16 protein-coding genes are annotated in these 22618 nt (G+C 56.4%); 6 read left to right on the top strand and 10 right to left on the bottom strand.

The genetic code is table 11. The features are described 5' to 3' along the window. Positions 1-140: 140 nt before the first annotated feature. The 5 genes from BM155_RS13490 to BM155_RS13470 all read left to right on the top strand — a co-directional run bounded on the left by BM155_RS13490 (position 141) and on the right by BM155_RS13470 (position 5260). The gene (locus BM155_RS13490) at positions 141-650 is read left to right on the top strand and encodes an Lrp/AsnC ligand binding domain-containing protein (protein WP_067152975.1); all 510 of its coding nucleotides are present in this window, start codon (positions 141-143) and stop codon (positions 648-650) included. Between the two features lie 70 nt (positions 651-720). After that, positions 721-1638: a DMT family transporter gene (locus BM155_RS13485; protein ID WP_067152977.1), complete on the top strand. Its 918-nt coding sequence runs from the start codon at positions 721-723 to the stop codon at positions 1636-1638. A gap of 34 nt (positions 1639-1672) precedes the next feature. After that, entirely contained in the window at positions 1673-2830 is a 1158-nt protein-coding gene (locus BM155_RS13480; protein ID WP_067152979.1) for an acyl-CoA dehydrogenase family protein, read from the top strand. 441 nt (positions 2831-3271) lie between these two features. Then, positions 3272-4564, top strand: coding sequence for an OmpP1/FadL family transporter (locus tag BM155_RS13475; protein ID WP_067152981.1), 1293 nt, complete (start codon positions 3272-3274; stop codon positions 4562-4564). Between the two features lie 237 nt (positions 4565-4801). Beyond that, positions 4802-5260: an OsmC family protein gene (locus tag BM155_RS13470; protein ID WP_067157641.1), complete on the top strand. Its 459-nt coding sequence runs from the start codon at positions 4802-4804 to the stop codon at positions 5258-5260. A gap of 100 nt (positions 5261-5360) precedes the next feature. On the opposite strand, the gene BM155_RS13465 is transcribed toward BM155_RS13470, so the two are convergent. The 3 genes from BM155_RS13465 to BM155_RS13455 form a co-directional block, all read right to left on the bottom strand. Beyond that, positions 5361-7301 (bottom strand): tetratricopeptide repeat protein, encoded by a 1941-nt coding sequence (locus BM155_RS13465; protein ID WP_254773193.1) that lies wholly within the window; start codon positions 7299-7301, stop codon positions 5361-5363. A gap of 552 nt (positions 7302-7853) precedes the next feature. Further along, positions 7854-9470, bottom strand: coding sequence for an arylsulfatase (locus BM155_RS13460; RefSeq protein ID WP_067152985.1), 1617 nt, complete (start codon positions 9468-9470; stop codon positions 7854-7856). A gap of 166 nt (positions 9471-9636) precedes the next feature. After that, positions 9637-10713: an HAD family hydrolase gene (locus BM155_RS13455; RefSeq protein WP_067152987.1), complete on the bottom strand. Its 1077-nt coding sequence runs from the start codon at positions 10711-10713 to the stop codon at positions 9637-9639. Between the two features lie 812 nt (positions 10714-11525). Between BM155_RS13455 and BM155_RS13450 the strand changes: the two genes are divergently transcribed. Beyond that, positions 11526-13205 (top strand): NAD-dependent malic enzyme, encoded by a 1680-nt coding sequence (locus BM155_RS13450; protein ID WP_067152989.1) that lies wholly within the window; start codon positions 11526-11528, stop codon positions 13203-13205. Between the two features lie 45 nt (positions 13206-13250). Here BM155_RS13450 and BM155_RS13445 read toward each other — a convergent pair whose 3' ends face one another. From BM155_RS13445 to BM155_RS13415, 7 genes are all read right to left on the bottom strand, one after another. Continuing rightward, entirely contained in the window at positions 13251-14555 is a 1305-nt protein-coding gene (locus BM155_RS13445; protein WP_083421203.1) for an MgtC/SapB family protein, read from the bottom strand. A gap of 183 nt (positions 14556-14738) precedes the next feature. Beyond that, complete coding sequence (locus BM155_RS13440; protein ID WP_074903682.1) at positions 14739-16085, bottom strand: patatin-like phospholipase family protein; 1347 nt, start codon at positions 16083-16085, stop codon at positions 14739-14741. A 414-nt stretch (positions 16086-16499) separates the two neighbouring features. Then, positions 16500-17078: a DUF4202 family protein gene (locus BM155_RS13435; RefSeq protein WP_139223271.1), complete on the bottom strand. Its 579-nt coding sequence runs from the start codon at positions 17076-17078 to the stop codon at positions 16500-16502. After that, positions 17071-18384: an NTP transferase domain-containing protein gene (locus BM155_RS13430; protein WP_074903680.1), complete on the bottom strand. Its 1314-nt coding sequence runs from the start codon at positions 18382-18384 to the stop codon at positions 17071-17073. Before BM155_RS13430 ends, BM155_RS13435 begins: the two co-directional genes overlap by 8 nt. Continuing rightward, complete coding sequence (locus BM155_RS13425) at positions 18332-19489, bottom strand: inositol-3-phosphate synthase (protein WP_067152997.1); 1158 nt, start codon at positions 19487-19489, stop codon at positions 18332-18334. Before BM155_RS13425 ends, BM155_RS13430 begins: the two co-directional genes overlap by 53 nt. A 459-nt stretch (positions 19490-19948) precedes the next feature. Continuing rightward, positions 19949-20461: a transcription elongation factor GreB gene (gene greB / locus BM155_RS13420; RefSeq protein WP_067152999.1), complete on the bottom strand. Its 513-nt coding sequence runs from the start codon at positions 20459-20461 to the stop codon at positions 19949-19951. A gap of 16 nt (positions 20462-20477) precedes the next feature. Further along, positions 20478-22424, bottom strand: a complete 1947-nt coding sequence (locus BM155_RS13415) for a S9 family peptidase (protein ID WP_074903836.1) — start codon at positions 22422-22424, stop codon at positions 20478-20480. Between the last annotated feature and the right edge of the window lie 194 nt (positions 22425-22618).

Below are 22618 nucleotides of genomic sequence, written 5' to 3'. Positions count from 1 at the left end.
TTTCTCCCGAACTCTGTTAACTGGGGCCAGTAGAAAAAACCAGATTATGTGCGAAACTACTCAGAATTAATCGCCATTTTGCCGCTAGTTGTGGTTAAATATAGCGCCGAATTGGCTTGTTGCTAGTAGGGTATGTTGCTATGTCTCGAAAGTTGGAAGATCTGGACCGTATCGACCGGCAGATACTGCGCATCCTCCAGCGCCATGGGCGCCTGCCGAACGTAGAGTTGGCGCGCCGGGTGAATCTGAGTCCCACCCCCTGTCTTGAGCGGGTCAAACGCCTGGAGCGCGAGGGGTTTATCCGCGACTATGTGGCCTTGCTGGACCCGCTGAAGGTGCACGCCGGCTTGGTGGTCTATATCCAGGTGACGCTGACCGATACTGCCACTGAAGCCCTGGAGGCCTTCAACGAGCATGTGTCCAACCTGGAAGAGGTGCAGGAATGCCATATGGTCGCCGGGGGATTCGATTACCTGGTGAAAATTCGTATTAAGGATATGCTCGGCTACCGCCGCTTCCTCGGCGAAAAGCTGGCCTCCATTCCCGGTGTGCGCGAAACCCACACCTATGTGGTGATCGAAGAGGTCAAGACGGATACCGCTGTTGCGGTGCCGGACCCCGAACCCAAGGCTAAGGGCAGCAAGCGCTGAGCCCACTGCCGCTGGCAGTACACGGACGCTCTCCAACGCGTACCGGCTAGCCGAGCTGAAGTAACTGCCCATGACTGATACCCCGGTCTACCGCAGCCGCCGCGCCTACCTGATGGCGCTGGCGGCGGTTCTCTGCTGGTCCACTGTTGCCAGCGCCTTCAAATTATCTCTGCGCTATGTGTCGCCTCTACAGTTGGTGACCATTGCCGCACTGACGTCCACTTTTTTGATGGCGGCAGTGGTTAGCTGGCGGCACAAGTGGGGTCAGGTGCCCGGCGCTTGGCGGCGGAACCGGCGTTGGTACCTCGCTCTGGGGTTTTGTAACCCTTTCCTTTATTACTTGGTGCTGTTCAATGCCTACGACTTATTGCCCGCCCAACAGGCGCAGCCGCTCAACTATACCTGGGGCATTCTGTTAGCCCTGCTTTCGGTGCCGGTGTTGAAACAGCAGCTGCGACGTCGCGATCTGCTGGCCGCGCTGGTGTGCTATAGCGGTGTCCTGGTTATCACTTCCCGCGGCGACCTGCTGGGCATGCACTTCGATCAGCCCCTGGGAGTGGCGCTGGCCCTGTTTAGCACACTGATCTGGTGTTGCTACTGGCTGCTGAATACCCGTATCGGCGGCAGTGCGGAGATCAATCTGCTGCTCAGCTTTCTGTGTGGATTGCCGTGGCTGGCGGCCGCCCTGGCAGTGCAGGGCAGCTGGCAGTGGCCGCCGTTGGCGGGTTGGTTCGGCGCCCTTTATGTGGGGTTGTTTGAAATGGGGATTGCCTTTCTGTTGTGGCAGGGGGCAATGACGCTCTGCACCGATACGGCGCGCATCAGTAACTTGATTTATCTGTCGCCGCCGCTTTCGTTGCTATTCATTGCGCTTTTGGTCGGGGAACGGATTCATATGGCAACCATTGTCGGTCTGTTTTTGATTATGCTCGGCGTAGCAATTCAGCAGGGCATGTTGCGCCGGCTGATCGACAAACTACATTTCTGAAATCAGTAGGCAACTAAGAATAAGTAGGTACTGTATGGATTTCGCACTTACCGATGAACAGCTGATGATCCAGGAGGCGGCGCGCCAGTTTGCTGAAAGCGAACTAAAGCCCGTCGCCGCCGAGTTGGACAAGACTGGCAATCGCCAGCTCCTGCTGGAAAAGCTCAAGCAACTGGCGGAGCTCGGTTTTATGGGGATCAACATCGACCCGGAATACGGTGGTACTGGTGCCGGCACCGTCGCTTTCAGTCTCGCTATTACCGAATTGGCCCGGGGATGCGCTTCTACCGCCACTACTACTTCCGTTACCAATATGGTGGCGGAAGTCATCCAGGCACAGGGTAATGAAGCACAGAAAAGCAAATACCTGCCGAAAATCTGCAGCGGCGAATACGCTGCAGGCTCTTTTTGTTTGACAGAGTCGGGTTCCGGTTCCGATGCCGCCGCCATGCGTACCCGGGCGGTCAGAGACGGTGATCACTATGTGCTGAATGGCAGCAAGTTGTTTATCAGTAGTGCCGAGTATGCCGGTGTGTTTGTGGTTTGGGCCGTGACCGACCCTGAAGCGCCCAAAGGCAAGGGGATCTCCTGCTTTCTGGTGGAGGCGGGCACGCCGGGACTGGTGATCGGCAAGGCGGAAGAAAAAATGGGGCAGAAGGCATCCGTCACCAACGAGGTGGTGTTTGAGGAATGCCGCATTCCGGCCGCAAACCTGCTCGGGGAGGAAAACCGCGGCTTTCGTATCGCGGCGGGAGAGCTGGCTGGGGGGCGGATAGGCATAGGCTCGCTGGCACTGGGCATAGGGCTGGAAGCGCTGGATTGCGCCCGCAACTATATCCAGGAGCGCGAGCAATTTGGCAAGAAGCTAGCGCAGTTCCAGGGACTGCAGTGGCAGCTGGCAGACAAGTACACAGAAATGGAAGCGGCGCGCCTGTTGCTGATGCAGGCGGCGTGGCAGAAGGATGCCGGCATGGACTTTGGTCCGCGGGCATCCATGGCAAAACTCTATGCCTCTGAGAAAGCCAATGAGGCCTGTTACGTAGCTCTGCAAATGCACGGTGGGGTTGGTTATACACGAGAATTTCCCCTGGAGCGCATGTCCCGCGATGTGCGTATCACTACTATCTATGAAGGCACCAGTGAGATACAGCGGCTGATTATTGCGCGGCACTTGCTGGAAGGGGTGCGCTGACCGCGCGCCCTTTGGGGCTTTCCCCTATGCTCGCGGGGCATAGCAGAGAGCGCGGCGGGTCTCTTTCCGCCGTGCTCACTTTTGAAAATTGTCAGTTAAAAGATCCGCATAGCGCCCATCCTCCGTTTTACCCTGAAAATCTTTTCTATGCTTGATGGCATTGCGCTTTTCCATTGGAAGAGAGGTGGGCGCCGGGGTGCCCCTGGCTACTTCACTTTTTGACGGTAAAGAATCTTAAGGTGCTCAGACAAAGGGATGAGCATTTCAAAACCACACGAGAACATCCTTGCAGCTCCCGTCCCTGTATTCGACGGTTTCAAAATGCCAAGCCTATCATCCGGGCTATTCATTGGGCCTCAACGTATTTTTACCGTCGCAAGTCGGTTGAATCAGTGGTTCTTTAGCACTTATATGCACAGTTGGATATAGAGGGGTCAGGAGATGTCTTTTGGGGGCTTTTGTTTTAGCGCAAATGTATCCGCTGTTGCCGTAATTCTATCGCTGTTTTCCCTTCCCGCTGCAGCGGGCGGTTTGATGCTGTGGGAGATAGGCACGCCCACACTCGGCACCGCCAGTGCCGGTTGGGCCGCTACGCCAGAGGATGCCGCCACTGCCTTCACCAACCCCGCAGGGACCGTCTGGCGCGAGCATACCGAAGTGCGCGCGGCGGGGCAGGCACTGTACGGCGATATCGGCTTTTCCAACGGCGGCTTGACGAATGTTCCCGGCAATGACGGCGGCAACCCCATCCAATGGTTTCCCGGTGGCGGCGGTTATGCGGCGGGCCGGCTATCGGACAAGTTTGGCTGGGGGGTGGCACTGGCTGGAAACTTTGGCTTGGGGTTGGATTATGATGAAGACTGGGCTGGGAGACGCTTTGCACAGGAGGTGGATCTGATCGGCTTGAGCCTGATTCCTTCCCTGAGCTGGAAGGTTCACCCCTGTCTGTCAGTTGGCGCGGGCTTGAACATCATGGGTGTCTATTTCAAATACCTGTCTGCTCCCCGGGCAGGGCTGATCCCTGAGGATGCCAAGCTCAAGTACCGCGATGTCGAAATCAGTTATGGCGGTAATCTGGGTATTATGTACCGGCCGGTTCCGGGAACAACACTGGGATTGAGTTACACCTCTGAAGTCGAAGTAGATTTTACAGACCGGCTAACGCTAGATAACTTCGGCCCTTTTTTTCAGCCACTTGCCGAGCGGTTTAATGGCGCAAAAACTGAAATCGATATCACGATACCCGCCACCGCAACAGTGAGTCTGCAGCAGAAATTGACTGCTTCGACAACACTTTATTCAAATCTTGCCTGGCAGGGATGGACCGAATATGCGGGTGTAACTTTGGCGATAGATAGTCCGGAACAGATTACCATTCGAGTGAATCGCGGTTACAGGGATACGGGTCACTTTGCGCTAGGGATTCGCCACGCTATCGCAAGCGGCTATTTAAAAGGTTGGTCCATGTCCACAGGGTTTGCCTATGACAGCTCCATGAGCACTAAGGCCCAGGTGACAGCGGATACACCCACGTGGAAAGCCTGGCGTTTTGGGGTAGGGGCGGGCAAAGAGGTTTGCCCCGGTATTCACCTGGATGTCGGCTACACCTTGGTATGGTCTGGCGATATTGATATTGACCAGATTGGCAGGGAACCGTTTAGCCCGCGCCTGGAGGGCAGCTACAAGAATACGGCGTTACATTTTTTGGGTGCCTCGGTGCAGTTCCAGTTTTAGGCCGCGTGACACACTGCGGGCTTTGTGGTAATTAGGTGCTCACCCCGATTGATGCCTGCGTCCTGATCAAGGGCGCTAATCGCTTGAAGCCAAGGCTGGATACTTTCGCTTGCTGCCGGAAAGCCTTGATATATGTGGTTATTCGGCCACATTGCAGAATTTTTGCAGCTGGGCACGACTGCAATAGACTTCCCTGACAACAGCGAATTCCCAGCCACAATATTGAGGAATGCATTTATGTCCCGCCCACCGAAAACCGTAGTTACCGTAGAGGAAACTCTGGAGGGGAAGTTCGTCAATAAAATATGCTCCGGTTCACACCACTTGGTGGCGGATGAGCCGAAAAAATACGGGGGCGATGACAAAGGACCGGGGCCCTATGAGTATGTATTGATGGGGCTTGGTGCTTGTACATCGATGACGATTCGCATGTACGCGGACCGCAAAGGAATACCGTTGGAAAGAGTTCAGGTAACACTCTCTCACCGAAAAATATATGCGGATGATTGTGAGGACTGCGAGTCGAAAATGGGTAAGATTGATGAAATTGTGCGAGAGATAACATTGATCGGGGAGCTGAGCGAAGCACAGCGGCAGCGACTGTTGGAAATCGCCGATCACTGTCCGGTACACCGCACACTGACATCCGAAATTGTGGTGAGAAGCCGTATTGTCGACAAGGATACGCCAGAGTAAAACGGCTTCAGGTGTACTTATCCTGCGAATCTCCGACAGATTCCTTCGATGGTGGCAAATATACTTCGAGGTCCGAGCGCCCGAAAGTCCAAAAGGGGGCTTAGTTGAGTTGCTCCTGATACTGCTCCGCCAGACTTAAGTTTCCCTGGGAGCGCAGCAGGGCCACCAGTCCGCCGAGAATTTCCCGGTTTCCGGGGAATCGTTTCAACCCCTGTTCCAGCACAGCAATGGCCTGCTGCGGATTGCCACTGTCATTCAGGGCGATTGCATAGACATAGATATAACGCGGGCTACCGGGCTGCCCTTCGGCGGCCCGGCGCAAGTGAGGCAGGGCGTCTGACAGGCGCTTTTGGCGCACCAGGGAAAGCCCCAATGCATGCTCAACTGGCGACCGGGCTCTGACCTTGTTCAGTGCCTGTCGCAGCAATATCTCCGCTTCCCGCTCCCGTCCTTCGGTGCGGTATACATCGGCCAGGTTGACATAAGCCGGAGTATAGAAGGGGGCGACAGTCAGGGCGCGTCGATAGAAAGCCTCTGCCTGTTTGCGATTGCCGCGTTGTGCGTGCAGTGCAGCGAGATTGGAGAGGGATTCGGGGCGGTCGGCATTAAATGTTTCTGACTCCAGATAGTCTTTCATGGCCCGGTTAAATTGATTTTGTACTGCCGGCGGGTAATCGCGCGTGACCAGGCCGGATAGGCTGTTGGCCGCCATTGCGGCAATTACCCGGTGGTCGCTATAGAGCAGTGGAATGGCCAGTGAGGGGCGCAACTGCGGCGATACCGATTCCAGCGATTGTGCGATTCCCAGATTCAAGAGAGGCTCATCACTCTGGGCAATGGTTTGCAGCAGTTGCAGAGAGGCCGGTGACAGGTAGCGGGTCAGCAGACTGGTGGCAGTAGCGCGGGCGATGGCCGGCTGGCTGGTGTCCAGGATTAACGCCACCAGCTGATCCTCAGCACCCGGCAAGCCGTGACGCCCCGCGTAAATTGCCTCACCGAAGTGCCGCTCTTTGGGAGAGCCAAAGTGTTCTTTCAATACTTCCGCAGCCCAGGCGACAGGCATATCTCGGTGGCATCCGCTGCAGGCATTGGGGGTGCCGAGCTTGTCGGATAAGTCTGGACGCGGTTTCCGAAAACTGTGATCCCGGCGTGCATCCACCTGCATGTAGGTCTTTGCCGGCATATGGCAGTTGACACACTGGGCTCCGGTACTTCCGGCGGGGTGGAAATGGTGTTCTGACGTATCAAATTTTGCCGGTAGATGGCACTGGGTGCAGACACCGTTGCCTTCCGCGTTCAGGCGCAGGCTGTGTGGGTTGTGACAGTTGCTGCAAGTTACCCCGGCGGCATACATCCTGCTCTGCAAAAAGGAGCCGTAGACGAAAACTTCGCCGTTGATTTGTCCATCTGCGTGATAGAGATCTTCTTGCAACAGAGCGGGATTGAAATGGTCCAAAAATGGATCGCCTGCCTGTGCGCCTGGAAAGCTGGCGGCACGGCGTGCGTGACACTGGGCGCAGGTCTCGATTTCTCGCTGTGTTTCCACGGGTTCTTTGAGGGTGGCGATACCGCTCTCCGTATTCATGGCCCAGACTGCTTGTCGGCGTTTGCTATAGGAAACCGATAAGCCTTTGTTGCCGAGCGATAAATCGGGATTCTGCGCCCAGTTCAGGTGTCGGGAGCCGGGACCGTGGCAGGCTTCGCAGCCGACATGGATTTCGGCCCATTCGGTGTTGTACTTCTGGGTTGCCAGGTTAAAGTTTTTCTGCAGACCGGTGGAGTGGCAATCGGCGCACATAAAATTCCAGTTGTAGTTGATGCCGCTCCAGTGGAGTTCGTCGCCGTAGGCTATGGGTTCATCGGGGTGGAGGTGAAACCAGCGCTGGCCGCCTTCAGATTTTTCGCGGCTGTCCCAGGCAATGCTGAATGCTTGCAGTTTTCCGTCGGGAAATTCGATCAAATACTGCTGCAAGGGATGGACGCCAAAGGTGTAGGCGATACGGTAATCGCGTGGGGTACCGTCTGGTCCAGGAGTGCGCACAAAATACGCGTCATTTTCCCTATAAAAAGTAGACACTTGTCCGTAATGTGTGTACTCGGAATGATCGAAATTTGCGAGGACTCTATGCTCGTCGGCCTTCTGCATGGATAACCTGTGATGCGATCGATTCCATTGCTGGAATTGCTGCTGGTGGCAGCCGGCACATTTGGAAGAGCCGACAAAGCGCAGCTTTTGGGATGTTGCATCGGAGGTACCCTGCACGCTTTGGGTTGCTGACTTTCTGACCTGCTGGTCCGAGTCAGAATTTGCATTGCGATCGCATCCGACGAAAACCAAAGCTGTCAATAGCAGTGGTAACAGCTGACCGGGTATAGCGGTAGGGCTACCCTTGAGCGATAGAGCGCTGTAGATACGGTGTAATAAAATATTTATGTTGTAAATGTTTGTATTCAAGCTTCCGCTCTATCGGTGACACTAGGGCACCTCTGATTCGTTCGCATAAGCGACTCAAAATCAAATCCTGCTTTAAGGCAGATAAATCAAAGGTACCCTAGAGATGTCATAGTCACAGTGCTTTCCTGTCTGTCGGCGCTATTGGCCAGTTCGACTGGAAATAGCTTTTTCGATCTGCCGCTTGACACTGGTGAGATTAAAGCTTGCGCCGGGTTGCATGGGGGGGAATTCAACGGCGGTCTTAGCCAGCTTTTCAACCTGCTGCTGGACAAAGACAAAACGCCAGAATTCGTAGGCCCACCAATTCGCGGCAAAAAGGGATTCATTGAGTCCCATCTTTTCAAACGGGTCGAGGCGCAAGTTCACAATACCCGGCCAGTCCATTGGAACTTTGGGGCCAAACCAGCCTTGAGGTTGGTTTAGAAAGGTGTATTTGTAATCCCCTATACGGACCGCTGCCAGACTGGACTCTGTGAAATACCAGATTTCATTGCGAGCGGACTTGCTGCCCTTGGTGAGCATATCCATTTGATTGTATCCGTCCAGATGGACCTTGTATTTCTTGCCGTTGAGCGTTTTTCCCTTTTTGAGATCTTCGATGATATCTCCATCGTATCCCGCCGCGGCAACGAAGGTGGGAAACCAGTCAAGCCCGGACATGATTTCATTGTTCACTTGGTTGGGCTTAATTTTGCCCGGCCAGCGGGCGATGCAGGGAACGCGAAAGCCGCCCTCCGTTGCCATACCTTTCCAGCCTTTGAATGGTGTGGTTCCGCCATCGGGCCAAGTAAAGCCTTCTGCGCCGTTGTCTGTGGTGACAACGATGATGGTATTGTCGGCGACTCCCATTTGCTCTAGTTGCTTCATCACACTGCCGACGATATCGTCGAACTGTGCCATACCGGCTTCCTGCAGGCTCCAATTATTTTCTGGGGTTCGCAAGGCTTTATATTTGGGGGAAAGATGTGTTATCACATGCATTCGTGTGGGATTGAGCCATACGAAGAAAGGCTTATTCTCCTTCTGGGCCTTGTTCATAAAGTTAAAGGTGTATTGCAGGATAACTTCGTCAAAAGTTTCCATGTTGTACTCTATGCCTTCCATAGGGTGCGGCGGAAGGGGGCCCTTATCGATGATTTTTTGCCGTCCCACTTTGCCCCAGCGCGGGTCTTCGGTGTCGTCATACTTATCGGTGGCAAAGGTGTGCAAAACGTTGCGCGGTCCAACGGTATTTAACAGGTCTTTCGGATAATTGGGGTGAAAAGGGTCTTCCATGGCGTCCAGGTGGTAAAGATATCCGAAAAATTCGTCGAAACCGTGGACCGTGGGAAGGAACTCATTTCTGTCACCGAGGTGATTTTTGCCAAACTGGCCCGTTGCGTATCCTAGTTCTTTCAGCGCGGTGGCAAGGGTCGGCGCGCGGGCGGGCAGTCCGATTTTGGCGCCAGCCTGGCCCACGGTAGTCATGCCGGTGCGAATGGGCAGCTGACCCGTGATAAAGTTTGCTCGCCCCGCCGTGCAGCTCGCCTCGGCATAGTAATCCGTGAACAAAACACCTTCGTTGGCGAGTTGATCGATATTCGGTGTGCGTCCCGCCATCAAGCCTCGGTGGTAGGCACTGATATTCCACATGCCGATATCGTCGCCCATGATAAATACAATATTGGGCTTCGACTGGGCGGTTAGAATTCCAGGCGCAGCGATCAGTATCAGTAGGCTGAGTAACAGAACCGTTTGCGATCTCTTCCTATTCATGGCTGCCTCGGGGTGATGGTTTGGCGGTGCATTTGCTGTGCTGAGAATTCATGTATTTGGGGTTCCGGGAGATATGCTGGGACCGGAAGTCCGGTTGGTGAACTGGATATTTCGAGACTGTGCGATTTGGGGTTGTGCCCGAAAATTTTCCACATCATCATCTCTATTACTCATTGGTGCTAAATGTTTTAGCGCCCGTATTTTGAGTGCCAAGCTGTTCGGCGGAATCAAAGGAAAATATCCGTTTCCAATCTCTTTTCATGCTGATCACAATCCAGTTTCTTTTTTTCGCCGTTTTATACAATGATTCGGAAAAAGCGCCGACTTTGGTGTCAGGCAGGCCTTCTGCGGGTCCGTAGGCGTATTCGCGTTTGGCGTCATCGTGGAGCACCAGCATCTTCAGACTTGATTTACTTCCTGCATCGGTCCACTCCAACATCTGGCGGTCACCGTCGGAATTGCCTATGGCGACGACAGGGCGCTTGCCGATAAAACGGTTAATGGCAACGGGTTTCCCGGCTTTGTCGCTGATAAAATCGATTTTAGCCTGCCGCATCAGAACCGGCTTTCCCTGCTGCAATTCGTACTTGATCTCTATGCTTGAGCCGATGACCTGTTCTGGGGGGATACCGTAAACTGCTTGTGTCATTGGTCTCATGAATTCAATGCCACCCCCGGAAACGATATACGTTTTGAAACCATTGTGACGCAGATATTTGAGCAGCTCGATCATCGGTTGGTAGGCCAGTTGAGTGTAGCGCTTTTTGAAGTGGGGATGCTGCGCGGTTTTAAACCATTCTGTGACAATGGCTTCGAATTCGGCAGTGCTCATTCCCGCGTGGGAGGCCATTACGAGTTGTGCGACACCTTCCTCGCCCGAACTCGCCAGAGTGTCCATATCATTTTCCAGGACCGCTTTGAAAGGTTGTTTTGTCTTCCATTCCGGGTGTTGCGGCGCCATTGCCTTTATACGCTCTATGGCAAACGCGAGCTGGGTATACATGGGATGGGATGGCCAGAGAGTGCCGTCATTATCAAAAGTGGCAATGCGATGCTCCTGCGGGATAAAGTCTGGGCTGGATTGGTTGGTTGTCCGGTTCACGAAGGCGGTGATGGCCTGTTTTGTCGGGCCTTCGTTCCATGAGGGGAGGGGATCTGCTGCTGCAAGAAGCGTATTGCTTAATATGAGTGTTGTGGATGCCATTAAAAGGCTGAGTAAAACTGAGTGGCGGTAAGCTCTCATGGGTTGTTCACCACTGTTGGGTCAAGAAGCGCTCTGTGCTTTTCAGATAAGTACACCGCATTCGCATCCGCAACATTGCGCGATCCCGCCTCGGCAATGTGGTTTTGGGCCTTGCGAAACCATTCGCTATTGGGATAGGCGCTTGCGGGCACATTTTGTGCTTTTCCACCCATCACCGGAGGCTTTCATAGGGACCCAATATGTCACTACAGCCAGAAAGCGAATTCAGCAGAAGTTTCTTAAACAATAGGTCATTCTGTTTGTGCTATTAAAAAGGGGCGCGTCTTCTTACCTTTCAGCGGGTGCCGGGGCACAGTATTCTGCGGTCGTGGGTATATCATCGTGATTCAGCCCGCCAAACTGCGGTCATTAAGGATCTGTTGTTGGATAAATTGGAGATATGACTCAAAAGTGCGCTATGGGTCACGGGCAGAGGAAAAGTCCATAGAACAGTCGCGGCACAATAGAATCGTTTGTTGCCTTCTACGGACCTGTTAGGGAACCTCTGATTAATTCGCGTGGACACTATGGTAGCTTCCGGGGCGCTCAGGCAATAGGACGGACATTTCGAAAACGTACGAGTACTTCCCTGTAGCTCCGACGGATACATCCCTGTATCCGACGGTTTCGAAATGCCCGTCCTATCACCTGAGCTTCACATCCGCCCCCGAAGCGCCTCTGCCACCAGAAAGTGACTTAATCAGAGGTTTCTTAGATGAACTCTGTTTGGGTCTTGTGATCCCCGGGAGCAGTCGCTAGTCTTCCCGCTTTGCTGCAGTGGCAGCCCAAATGCACAAGATGTAAGCAGGTTTATGAGCACCAAAGATAAACGCCCCCTCTATATCCCGCACGCCGGACCTTCTCTGTTGGAAATGCCGCTACTCAACAAGGGCAGTGCCTTTACGTTGAAGGAGCGGATTGAATTCAACCTCATCGGCCTGCTGCCGAATAATGTGGAATCTATCGAGGAGCAGGCCCGCCGGGCCTACCGTCAATACCAGCAGTGCAAGACGGATCTGGATCGCCATGTTTATCTGCGCGCTATCCAGGATGATAACGAGACACTGTTTTTCCATTTGATCGAGCAGCATATCGAAGAGATGCTGCCGATTATTTATACGCCGACGGTGGGTGCCGCTTGTGAGGAATTTTCCAATATTTATCGCAATCACCGTGGGCTTTTCGTTTCCTACCCCGATCGTGAACATATGGACGACATACTCCGCAGCGCGACCAAGGAGAATGTCAAAGTGATCGTGGTGACTGATGGCGAGCGCATTCTCGGTCTGGGAGACCAGGGGATCGGCGGCATGGGTATCCCCATTGGCAAGCTGTCCCTGTACACCGCCTGTGGTGGCATCAGCCCCGCCTATACATTGCCGGTGATGCTGGATGTGGGCACCAATAATCGCGCGCTGTTGGACGATCCCATGTATATGGGGTGGCGGCACGAGCGCATCTCTCAGGAGGAGTACGACGAGTTTGTGGGCGAGTTTATCGCCGCGGTCAAGCGCCGTTGGCCGCGGGTATTGGTGCAGTTCGAGGATTTCGCCCAGGCCAATGCGATGCCGTTGTTACAGCGCTACCGAGATGAGCTGTGCTGCTTTAACGATGATATTCAGGGCACCGCCGCCGTGAGTCTGGGAACCATACTCGCGGCCTGTAAAGCGAAAAAGGAAAGTCTTGCCGAGCAGCGCGTTGTGGTGGTGGGAGCCGGCTCCGCCGGCTGTGGTATCGCTGAGCAGATAGTTACCGCCATGGTGGATGAGGGGCTGAGTGAAGAGCAGGCCAGAAGCCACATCTATATGTTTGACCGTTACGGCCTGGTTACCAAAGACATGAAGGGGCTGCATGATTTTCAGGCCCGGCTGGCCCAGGACCCCGCTAAACTGGAAGGCTCGACTGAGTGGGAGCTGACCGATCTGATTGCGCAGGTAAAGCCCACCGTTCTCATCGGCGTGTCGGGGCAGGGTGGACTGTTTACCCGCGAGGTGATCGAGCGCTTGCACGAGGGCTGCGCGCGGCCCCTGGTGCTGCCCCTCTCAAACCCCACTTCCCGTGCCGAAGCCAGGCCTCAGGATATCTTCAACTGGACTCAGGGCCGGGCAATGGTGGCCACCGGAAGTCCTTTTGAGCCTGTGGAACTGGACGGGCAGTGCCATGTGGTTGCACAGTGCAACAACGTCTATATCTTCCCTGGGATCGGTCTCGGCGTGATCGCCGCCGGTGCCCGCCGGGTGACCGATAATATGCTGATGGCGGCTTCCAATGCGTTGGCGGAGCAATCGCCAGTAGTGAAAAAAGGGGAGGGGGCACTGTTGCCGCCACTTTCGGAAATCCGCGACTTGAGCCGCAGCATCGCCTTTGCGGTGGCTAAGCAGGCCCAGGAAGATGGTGTGGCTCCAGTGGTGGACGATGAGCGACTTTTGCGCGCTATCGAACGCAATTTCTGGACCCCCTGTTATCGGCACTACCGCCGCCGCTCCTTCTAAAGCCTTCTGATCATTGGCGTGAGCGCTGCCGTTGCGTCGGCGCGCTCAGGGCCAGAGCAGAATCACTGCCAGTCCGGAAACAAATGGCGCGGCAAAAAGCAGTAGCAGTCGGCGGAACAGTAACTGGCCACCAAGCACACCCGCTGCTGCGGCTTTTAATGCCAGATTGGCCAGCAGGGCGATAACCATGGCACGCCATGCGGTGGAAGGGGAAAGCGTGCCGCGCTCGGCGAGATTGGCACTGGAAAGCGTAATGGCGTCCACATCGGTAAAACCAGAGATCAGGGCGACTACGTAAATCCCCCGGTCGCCGAAATAATCACGGGCGGCTGCAATGGCCAGCAGAATGACGGCAAAGAGTGCGGCGAACAGCAGCGCCGGCACCAATTCCGCGGGGTTGCTCTGTTCTGGCATTTCACTATTGCGGTGTTCCGCGAAGCGGTAAGCCACCGCGCAGGTGGCGACATTGACCGCCAGTAAAAATACCAGCGGTGGCAGCAGCCTGGACATCATGTGTGGGCTTACCACGGCAATTTCGACAAACATGCGGATAAACATGCTGGTAGAGGCGATCAGTATCACCAGTGCCACCATGTTCACCACCCCCTTTTCGGTCTTTGCGCGGCGCGCGTAGCTGACTGTGGTGGCAGTAGAGGAGATCAGGCCACCGATCAAGCCGCTCAGCAGAGTGCCGGCGCGTGCGCCCACGAGCTTGTAGGCGCCGTAACCCCCAAGACCAATGCCGACAATCAAGACCACTAAAAGCCAGATTTTAAAAGGGTTGAGCACGTCATAGGGACCGAAGGTACGGTTGGGCAGTACCGGCAGAATGATCATTGAGATCAGCGCAAACTGCATGATGGCATGCAGGTCCTGTTCCGGTAGCTTGTGGGCGAACCGGTGCATGCTGGGCTTCAAGTGCAACAGCACGGCGGTGGTACCGCCGAGGACAACAGCCACCGACAAATCGCCGAGAATCAGAAAAGCGCCCAGCAGGTACATCAGCAGGGCGGACACTTCTGTGGTGATACCACTGCTTTCCTGCTCGCCGCGAATCCGCTCCAGATTGCCGAGTACGATCAGTGTCGTCATGCACAGCAGTCCGGTGGGTACCAGCCAGGGAATGTCGTTCAGTGCGCCGATTCTAGCGGCGAGGGCGCCGAAAATACCGATCAGCGGGTAGGTGCGAATCCCGCCAAGGCGGTCTTTCGTCCTTTCCTGCTGCAGTCCTATTAACAGGCCCAGTCCCAGCGCAATGGCAAAGGCGATGACACTTTCCGAGTCGATAAATGCTTTTAGCGATTCAGGTATTGCGTCTTTGGTGCTGGCTGGAGGTGGGGGTTGCTGCATCGCTACTCCGGTGGCCTCTCAAAGATGCCATTGCATGATTTTAGAGAACCTCTGATTGAAGTGTGCGAATGCGCGACAGGAGACTGCTTTTCGAGGTAAGTGTCGGGTTGCTGTGAGGTGCGGGGCAATATTCCGGGCACAACAGCACCGCGCGCGGGGCGCGGCGCTGCCAGAGAAAGCGGATTACTGCTCCTGCTTCTCCACTTCGGGTTCGACCACTGTGGGCAGGGGTGCCTCTGTCATGCGGATTTGCAGGTACTTATCCCAGCTGAAACCCTGGTTGGGGTCGGCCGGGTCCTTGCGCAGAAAGTCGATGGCTGCGCGGGCGCCGCACACGAACAGGTGCTCCAAGTGTGATTGTGGCATGGAGAAATCCAGCCAGTGCGGGCGCTCACCGTTCGCCAGTCTGGTGATTGCGATTTCTTTAACCAGCTGGTTGTACTCCGCGTTCACACTGGCGCGGAAGTGGTTGTCGAGCATGTTCCGGCAAGTGTTGATCAGCCCCATGGTGAAACGGCCGATTTTGTTGCTAGTCGGCTGGTACAGATCCAGTTCCAGTTTGACGCCGAAGGTAGGCAGCTTGGGTACGCCGGATTTGATATGGAAAATATCAAAGGGAAAGTTGGAGACCAAGCCGCCATCGACAAACTCCACGCTTTGGGGGAAACCCTTTTTAAAGAAGGTTTTCGGGTTCCTGATCCCCTTGAACTTTTTCCAGTTCTCCGCCACTTCGCTGTGGAGTTCGATATGGGGAATATTGCGCACTCGATGCGGTTCGAAGAAACCGGGTACCGACATGGACGCGCGCACATACTCCGCGGGGTTGACCGCATCGGGATTGGAAAAGTAAAGCTGAGCGATCTCTGGGAATATGGCCCGGGTTTCCGTACGGATATCCGCGGCGACCAGGGCAACGGCGCCATTGCCCACCTGGGTGTCCTTCTTGCCACGGTATTTCAGGGCCGGAAACTGATTAATTCGCGTGTTGAGTTGCGCGGTGGACTCTATGCCCAACTGCTTGAGCTGATCCTGCAGCCACTGCTTAAAGTTGTCGCCGGGATTTAATCCCTTGTGCTTGAGTAGGTATTGCAGGGTGCGGAAGGCATCGATCGGATGCAAGGCGAGGGCGCCGAAGAAACCCTTGCCGGAGAGCAGTCGCTGGACCGTTTTCTTACTGAAATCCCTGCCGTCTTCGAAACTGGAGAAGTCAGTATTGGACAAAATCGTCAACAGTCGCTCGCTCTTGATTTCATTGGGCTTACCGGCTGCGGCGAGGAACAGAGCGTTGATGGCGCCGGCCGAACTTCCCGCTATTTTGCGAAAGCGGATGCCGGCTTTTTCCAGGACGTAGGTATAGCCGACCAGCGCGATGCCCAGCATACCACCGCCTTCCAGAACCAGGTCGACATATTGATGGCCCTCGTCGTCGCGAACATCGCTGTAGGTATTGCCAATAATGTGGGACTTGGATAGTTCCCATTGCGCATCCGCCTTGGCGATTGCGCTCTCAAACCAATTTGAACTTCCCATATGAATCTCCTTTGCCACCCGGCATTTTTGTTCAGGGAGTATTTGAACCACACATCGATTGCGCCACCGGTCCCGAGGCATTGCGGCTAACGCCAACCAGTGGTGGGAAACGATGAACCTTGGGGGGAATTACAGCACCCGGTCGGATGTCATTGTGCGACTGATGGTCCGATCACAGGCCGCTATCAATGTAGATCATCGGTTCAGAATCCGGACTGGATTTTTGCGCAGCTGGCGCCTGACTTTCCACCGGACAGCGGATTTTAACCCCGAGTGGCTATCGCCTTTTGAGACTGCACACTGGGTGGTGGGTAAGCCTTGTGTTTATCGGAGGCTGCGTAGAGCCAGGCCGAGGTTTGCAGAGCAGTGGGCGATAGCTTTGGACTTCTGGCCGTAGCGAAGGCTGGCTCCCGGTCAGCCGCTGTCGAGCCGGTCGAACAGTGCCAGGGCGCGGGTCAGGACAGCCGCCGCTGCCGGGTCTGTCACCGGATGCTGTCGCAGCAGCGCCAGCCCGCGAGGGGAGAGCCGCCGCAAGCCCCAGAGACTGCGGCGCAGGGCCTCCGCTTCCCCCTCCCGGCGCAGATAAAGCGGCAGGTTGGTATCAAAATAGGAGAGGCTGTCCGCGTCCCGGAGCAGGTCCGCATCTTCGTTACCGCCCACCTCATGCAGGCGTACCAGTTGGCAGGAGCGCTCGATGATTGCCCGCTCCACCCCCTGTTCCTCCAGCAGCCGTTCCAGTAGCTGTGCCCCATGGTGGGCGTGGGCCGCTTTGAAGGCATCGTAATCGGCAAAGTCCTGGCGGCGGACCTTGTCGGGGGAGGCTCGGTCGATATCGTGCCCTAGAGCCGCCAGCTGCAGGGCTGGATCCGCGTCCGCCCTGAGCCGCAGCAACCACTCCAGAGTGTTGTCCGCATGGGCCGGATCCTCCTCGGTGGAGGAGCCGGCGATATAGCGGCGAATGGCCGCCATGGCCTGTTGCAGAACCCTATCCACGGCAGACCACCATACGGCGGATCGCTTCCCCGTTCATGGTTGTGGCGATCACCACCAGGGTGGTGAGGGGCAGGTTGAAGAGGGCCCCCAGGGCGATCACCAGCAGGCGCAGATCCCGCCCCAGGCGGAAGCGACTGCCGCCCTTGTCACGCATGAGGCCGTCGTACTTGTCCGCCGTATAGCTGAGCACCAGAGCCCCGGTGACCGCGAGAAAGCCGATGGGGATGGCAGCCGGAGTACCGATTTGCCAGCAGTGCAGGGCGAGCGCGGTGAGCAGCAGGGCGTCGGAGTAGCGATCCAGTACCGCATCCAACCAGCCGCCGTAGTCGCTCTGCTGGTGTTTGAGCCGGGCGATTTCCCCATCGCAGCCATCCACAATGGACGCCCCCTGGGCCAGAATGCCGCCCAGTAATAGCCCCCAGTAGTGGGGGATCAGCATCAGCGCTGCACCGAGCAGCGAGAGCCCAAAGGAGAACAGACTGATCTGATTGGGCGTCAGCCCGGTGTAGGCCAGGCGTTTAGACAGCCGCGCCGAGAGGGGGCGGTTCAGATAGCGGGAGACGGGGCCGTCCCGCTCCTTGCCCCGAGCCAGCCCCAGCAGGGCCTCTTCCGCCCGGCGGAAAGCGGCGTCATCATCTACATCGATCCAGAAGGCACCGCTCACATCCAGTGTTCGCGCCTGTCCCTGGTCGGCCAGTCTGCGCACGGCACCGCTAAGGGTGCTGTCACCGGTGTCGATGGCCTCCTGGAGCCGGTCGAGAAAACCGGGTGCACAGAGAAACAGGCCGGTGTCAAAGGCGTTGTAGTCCGCCAATCCCTTGCCGATTGCCTGGATGGCTCCGCTGTGGGTATCGACCCGTACTCGGGTGACATCCTCCAGATCCACCAGCGGATTGCACCGGTGGTGGTCGCAGGCCAGCAGGATGCCGCCCTCCGGCAGGGAGGCGCCCAGCAACCGGCGCACCGTATCCGCCTCAAAGAGGTGGTCGGCCATAGTCAGCAGAAAGGGGGCCTGCTGCAGATACGGGCGGGCGCAGAGTAACGAATAGCCGTTCTCCCGGTGTTCCCAATCCGGGTTGTTTACCGTGGTGACCTCGACCTGTAGCCGTTCTCCCAGAGCCCTGACAAAGGTGCTGACCCGCTCGGCCTGGTAGCCGGTCACCACGACAAATCCCGTGACACCGCCCTCCATGGCGGTGCGCATGGTCCTCTCGATCAGGGGAAGACCCAACAGGGATGTGAGGGGTTTGCTGTCAGACCGCTTCAGCCGCCGGCCTTGTCCAGCGGCCAGTATGACGCACTTCATCGAGGTCCACCCTGTTGTCCTGAATAAAGGCTTCTGTCATGCGATAGGCTTCGTCATCCGGGTACTGCTTCATCGGATGCTTGCACAGGTAGGCACTGGGCCCCTCTAGAACTCCGCCGATACCCCGGTCCAGCGCCAGTCGGGCAAGGCGGATGGAGTCGATGGCCACCCCGGCGGAGTTGGGGGAGTCTTCAACGGACAAGCGCATCTCCAGGTTCATGGGTACATCCCCAAAGAGCTTGCCTTCCATGCGCAGGAAGCAGACCTTGTTGTCCTTCTGCCAGGGGATGTAATCGCTGGGACCCACATGGATATTGGCTTCGTCCAGCCGCTTGGCGGCAACGGATTGTACCGCTTCGGTTTTGGACTCCTTCTTGGAGGCGAGGCGGTCCTGATTCTTCATGTTGAGGAAGTCCGTATTACCACCGGTATTGAGCTGGTAGGTGCGCTCCAGTTTGACCCCCCGCTTCCTGAACAAGTCGGTCAGGGTGCGGTGGGTGATGGTCGCTCCCAGCTGCGCCTTGATGTCATCACCGATGATGGGCACCTTTTTCTCTGCGAAGCGTTTGGCCCATTGCGGGTCGGAAGCGATGAATACGGGGATGTTGTTGACGAAGGCGACCCCCGCTTCCAGGGCACACTCGGCGTAGAAGCGGCTGGCCTCCTCGGATCCCACCGGCAGGTAGTTCATGAACACCTCGGCGCCGCTCTCCTTGAGCAGAGAGACCACCGTATCCTTGTCCGGCTCCGGCTGGTCCGCCAGTACGAAGGTGTGCTCCTGGGGATGCTGGGCCATGTGGTCGGAATAACCGTCGAGGATTCGGCCCATGCGCACCTTGACGCCAGTGGGCGGAATATCCTTGCAGAACACCTGGGTGCAGTTGGGCGGGGCAAAGATGGCCGTAGCAACATCCTGCCCGACCTTGCGGGCGTCAATATCCCAGGCGGCGACAATGTCGATGTCACTGACACCGTAGCCACCAATCACCGGGTGCATGAGTCCGGCCGCCTCTTGTGGATCCCGGTTGCGGTAGTAGTGGATACCCTGAATCAGAGAGCTGGCGCAGTTCCCAATGCCGGCAATGGCAACCTTGATTCTTTTCATGCTTCACCTCTGTATTGTTCAGTGTGTTGGTCAACAAGACTGGATTCCCTGTTTTCGCCACGGAGCGGACACGGCCCGGCTGAACACAAAGGAGCAGCGGCCATCAGGACAGTGCGCCGTTGGCAAATGAAGGGACTACAGAAAGTGGAGGCCGTCGAAAAAAGGTCGGCTCCGGAGATCAACTAGGGCGGATTCGTTGCGGGAGTGGAATCCCCGCCAAAGGAAAACGTCATGAAGTGGTTTGGGTGACCAGATGATTTTTCCATACAACCTCCGTAAAGATCATAAAAAATCAAATGGTAAAAAGATGTGCGCGCCTCCTCGGGGCGCATACAGGGGCGAGATGTGGGTGTGAAATCGAATTTTTCAAGGGCGCGAAATGATTTTTTTTCGTAGCCGCTGGATAGGCCGGTAAGAACAGAACCATCGGGGTTCAGTGGCGGGCAGCCTGCGGAGTATCTATGTCTTGTCGGGCTGCTCGTAGCGGATATCTACAATGTAGTAGCGAGTCCAACGGTCACTGTTCTTGAGCTCCACCTCGTCGTCGAGACGTCGGCCCAGCAGGGCGCGGGCCACGGGGGAGTCCATGGAGATCAACCCAGCCTTTACGTTGAATTCGTCAGGGCCGACGATGCGGTAGGTTTTACTATTGCCCTCGTCGTCTTCGAGAGTTACCCAGGCGCCGAAGAAGACCTTTTCCGTATCTTCCGGGATGCGGTCCACCACAGTGACTTCCTCCAACCGCTTGGTGAGGAAACGCACCCGGCTGTCGATTTCGCGCAGGCGTTTCTTGCCGTAGATATAGTCCGCATTTTCGGAGCGATCCCCCAGCTTGGCGGCCTCGCTGACAGCGTGGGTAACGCGGGGTCGCTCCACTTCCCACAGTTGTTTCAGTTCAGCGCGCATACGCCGCGCGCCTTCTGGTGTGATATAGCGGGAGCCGCGCGGGCGCGGTGGTCTCCATCTTGCCATTGTGTATTACTCGTTATTACAGGTTCTCAATGGTAATGCCGGGGCCGGATTCCGGCAGAGGGAAATTGAAAATGCGGCTGTAGAATTCCAGCTCGCCTTCCAGTGACATTTTTATGTTTTCGCCACTGCGGAATCCGTGCCCTTCATTTGCGAAGGTAATATAAGCCACCGGTATACCGCGCCGTCTCAGCGCATCGGCCATGGTTTTCGCCTGGCTGGGAGGCACTACCTTGTCTTCTAAACCCTGGAAGAAGATTACCGGGCAGTTCAGCTGTTCCACGTGTTGGATCGGCGACCGTTCTCGGTAAATGGCTTCCGCTTCCGGCCAGGGGCCCACTAACTTGTCCAGATAACGGGATTCGAATTTGTGCGTGTCCCGAGCCAGTGTGGTGAGATCGCCGATACCATAGTGACTGGCTCCGGCCTTAAATGTATTGTGGAAAGTCAGTGCCGCGAGTACCGTGTAACCGCCGGCACTGCCGCCCTTGATCAACAGCCGCTCCGGGTCCGCCAGCCCCTTGGCGACCAGGTATTCAGCCCCGGCGCAGACGTCCTCTACATCGGTGATTCCCCAGCTGCCGCGCAGACGTTCCCGGTAAGCGCGGCCAAAGCCGGTGCTGCCGGAATAGTTGACATCCAGAATGGCAAAGCCGCGGCTGGTCCAGTACTGGATTTTCAGATTTAGCCCGGCGGAGGTGGCTCCGGTGGGACCGCCATGGCTGAATACAATCAGCGGTGGTTTTTCACCTTCCGGCGCTGTGTAGGCCGGATTGTGTGGCGGATAGTAAAAGCCGTACACACTGCGTCCGCCAGCGGGGAATTCAATTTCTTGGGCAATGGAGAAAAGCGCTGGTTGCAGAGTGGTGTTATTGCTGCTGGCGATGGTCTCGAATTTACCGCTGTGGCTGTTGTAGGACACCACCGCCGGGAAGCGATCGGCGCCAGCGGCGATCATCACGGCGCTGTGGCTTTCACAGCGGACACTTTCGATGTCGCAGTAGGGGAGTGCCAGCAGCCGGTGCTCGCCGCTGTGAATATCGATGGTTGCCAATTGCCAGCGGCCGCTTTCGGTGAAAGTGCACAGGATTTCGTCTGAGGTTAGAAAACCGTAGGTGGACATACCGAATACCCACTGCGGTGTGGCGAATTCGGCTTTTTTTTCCCACAGTGGACGCTCGCTGCCCAGGCGGTAGATGTTCCACCAGTTGCTTTTGTCCGAGACATAAAACAGCTCCCCCTCCGGGGACCACTGTGGCTGGAAAATCGATTCCCCGCTGCCACCGGCGACCTGGGCGACATCACTTACGTTTCCATCGGCATCCAGTTCGGCCACACAGAGTTCAGTGGCATCCCAGGGCATGTCCGGGTGGTGCCAGCGCAGAAAGGAGAGCCGGTCGCCTTTGGGGTTCAGTCGGGGATTGGAATAAAAGTCGGCGCCCTGAGCGAGAATGCGTGGTGCATTCTGCAGTGGTCGGTCCAGATCAATGGACAGTATGCGTGCCACCGGCTGTCCGCCTCGGGCGCATGGAGTGTGGTCTTCCTCCACGCACAATAGGCGATTGCGTTTGCGGTCGAGGGTGAGATCAGCATAGCGGCTGTTGTTTTCCGCGGTAATGGGTTCTGGCAGCTGGCTGTTCAAATCCATGCGGTAGATTTGCTGGTCGTCCGCCAGTACAAAGTAGACGGTGTTGCCGTCGACCAAATAGCTGCCACCGCCGTATTCGTGCGCTTTGGAGCGGATACTAAGGGGCGCCGGGAGCACATCGCGCCTGCCTTCTTGCGGGGAAAACTGCACTAGCACAGAGCGGCCCTTTTCCGCCGGGCGGGATTCCAGCCAATAGTAGCGCCCGTCCACCAGGCTGGCTTCACTCAGGCGCACACTGCCTTGGACCAGCAGATCCGCATCTATGGAGGATCTCCAGCTGCCGAATGGAGCGGTTTTTACTGCGGTGGCGTCGCTCATGGGGTTGCTTCCTTTTTTTGCCTGGGGCGGTTCGCGGCGAATTCTGCCGGTCGCCGGCAGGCAATACAAGCCGTTGGGGAGGCGGTCGCTGGTCATCTACTTTAGTGCGCGCGCGGATCAATATGTGGGCTCCTCGAAAGAGAGGCGTGTGTGTAGCAGCGCGGCGTATGGGGAAGCCCCTCTCCGTGTGTATT

The sequence above is a fragment of the Microbulbifer thermotolerans genome, from assembly GCF_900112305.1.
Lineage (GTDB): Bacteria > Pseudomonadota > Gammaproteobacteria > Pseudomonadales > Cellvibrionaceae > Microbulbifer > Microbulbifer thermotolerans.
The sequence above is the reverse complement of the archived record's forward strand: the minus strand, read 5'-3'. Positions and strand labels throughout refer to the sequence as shown.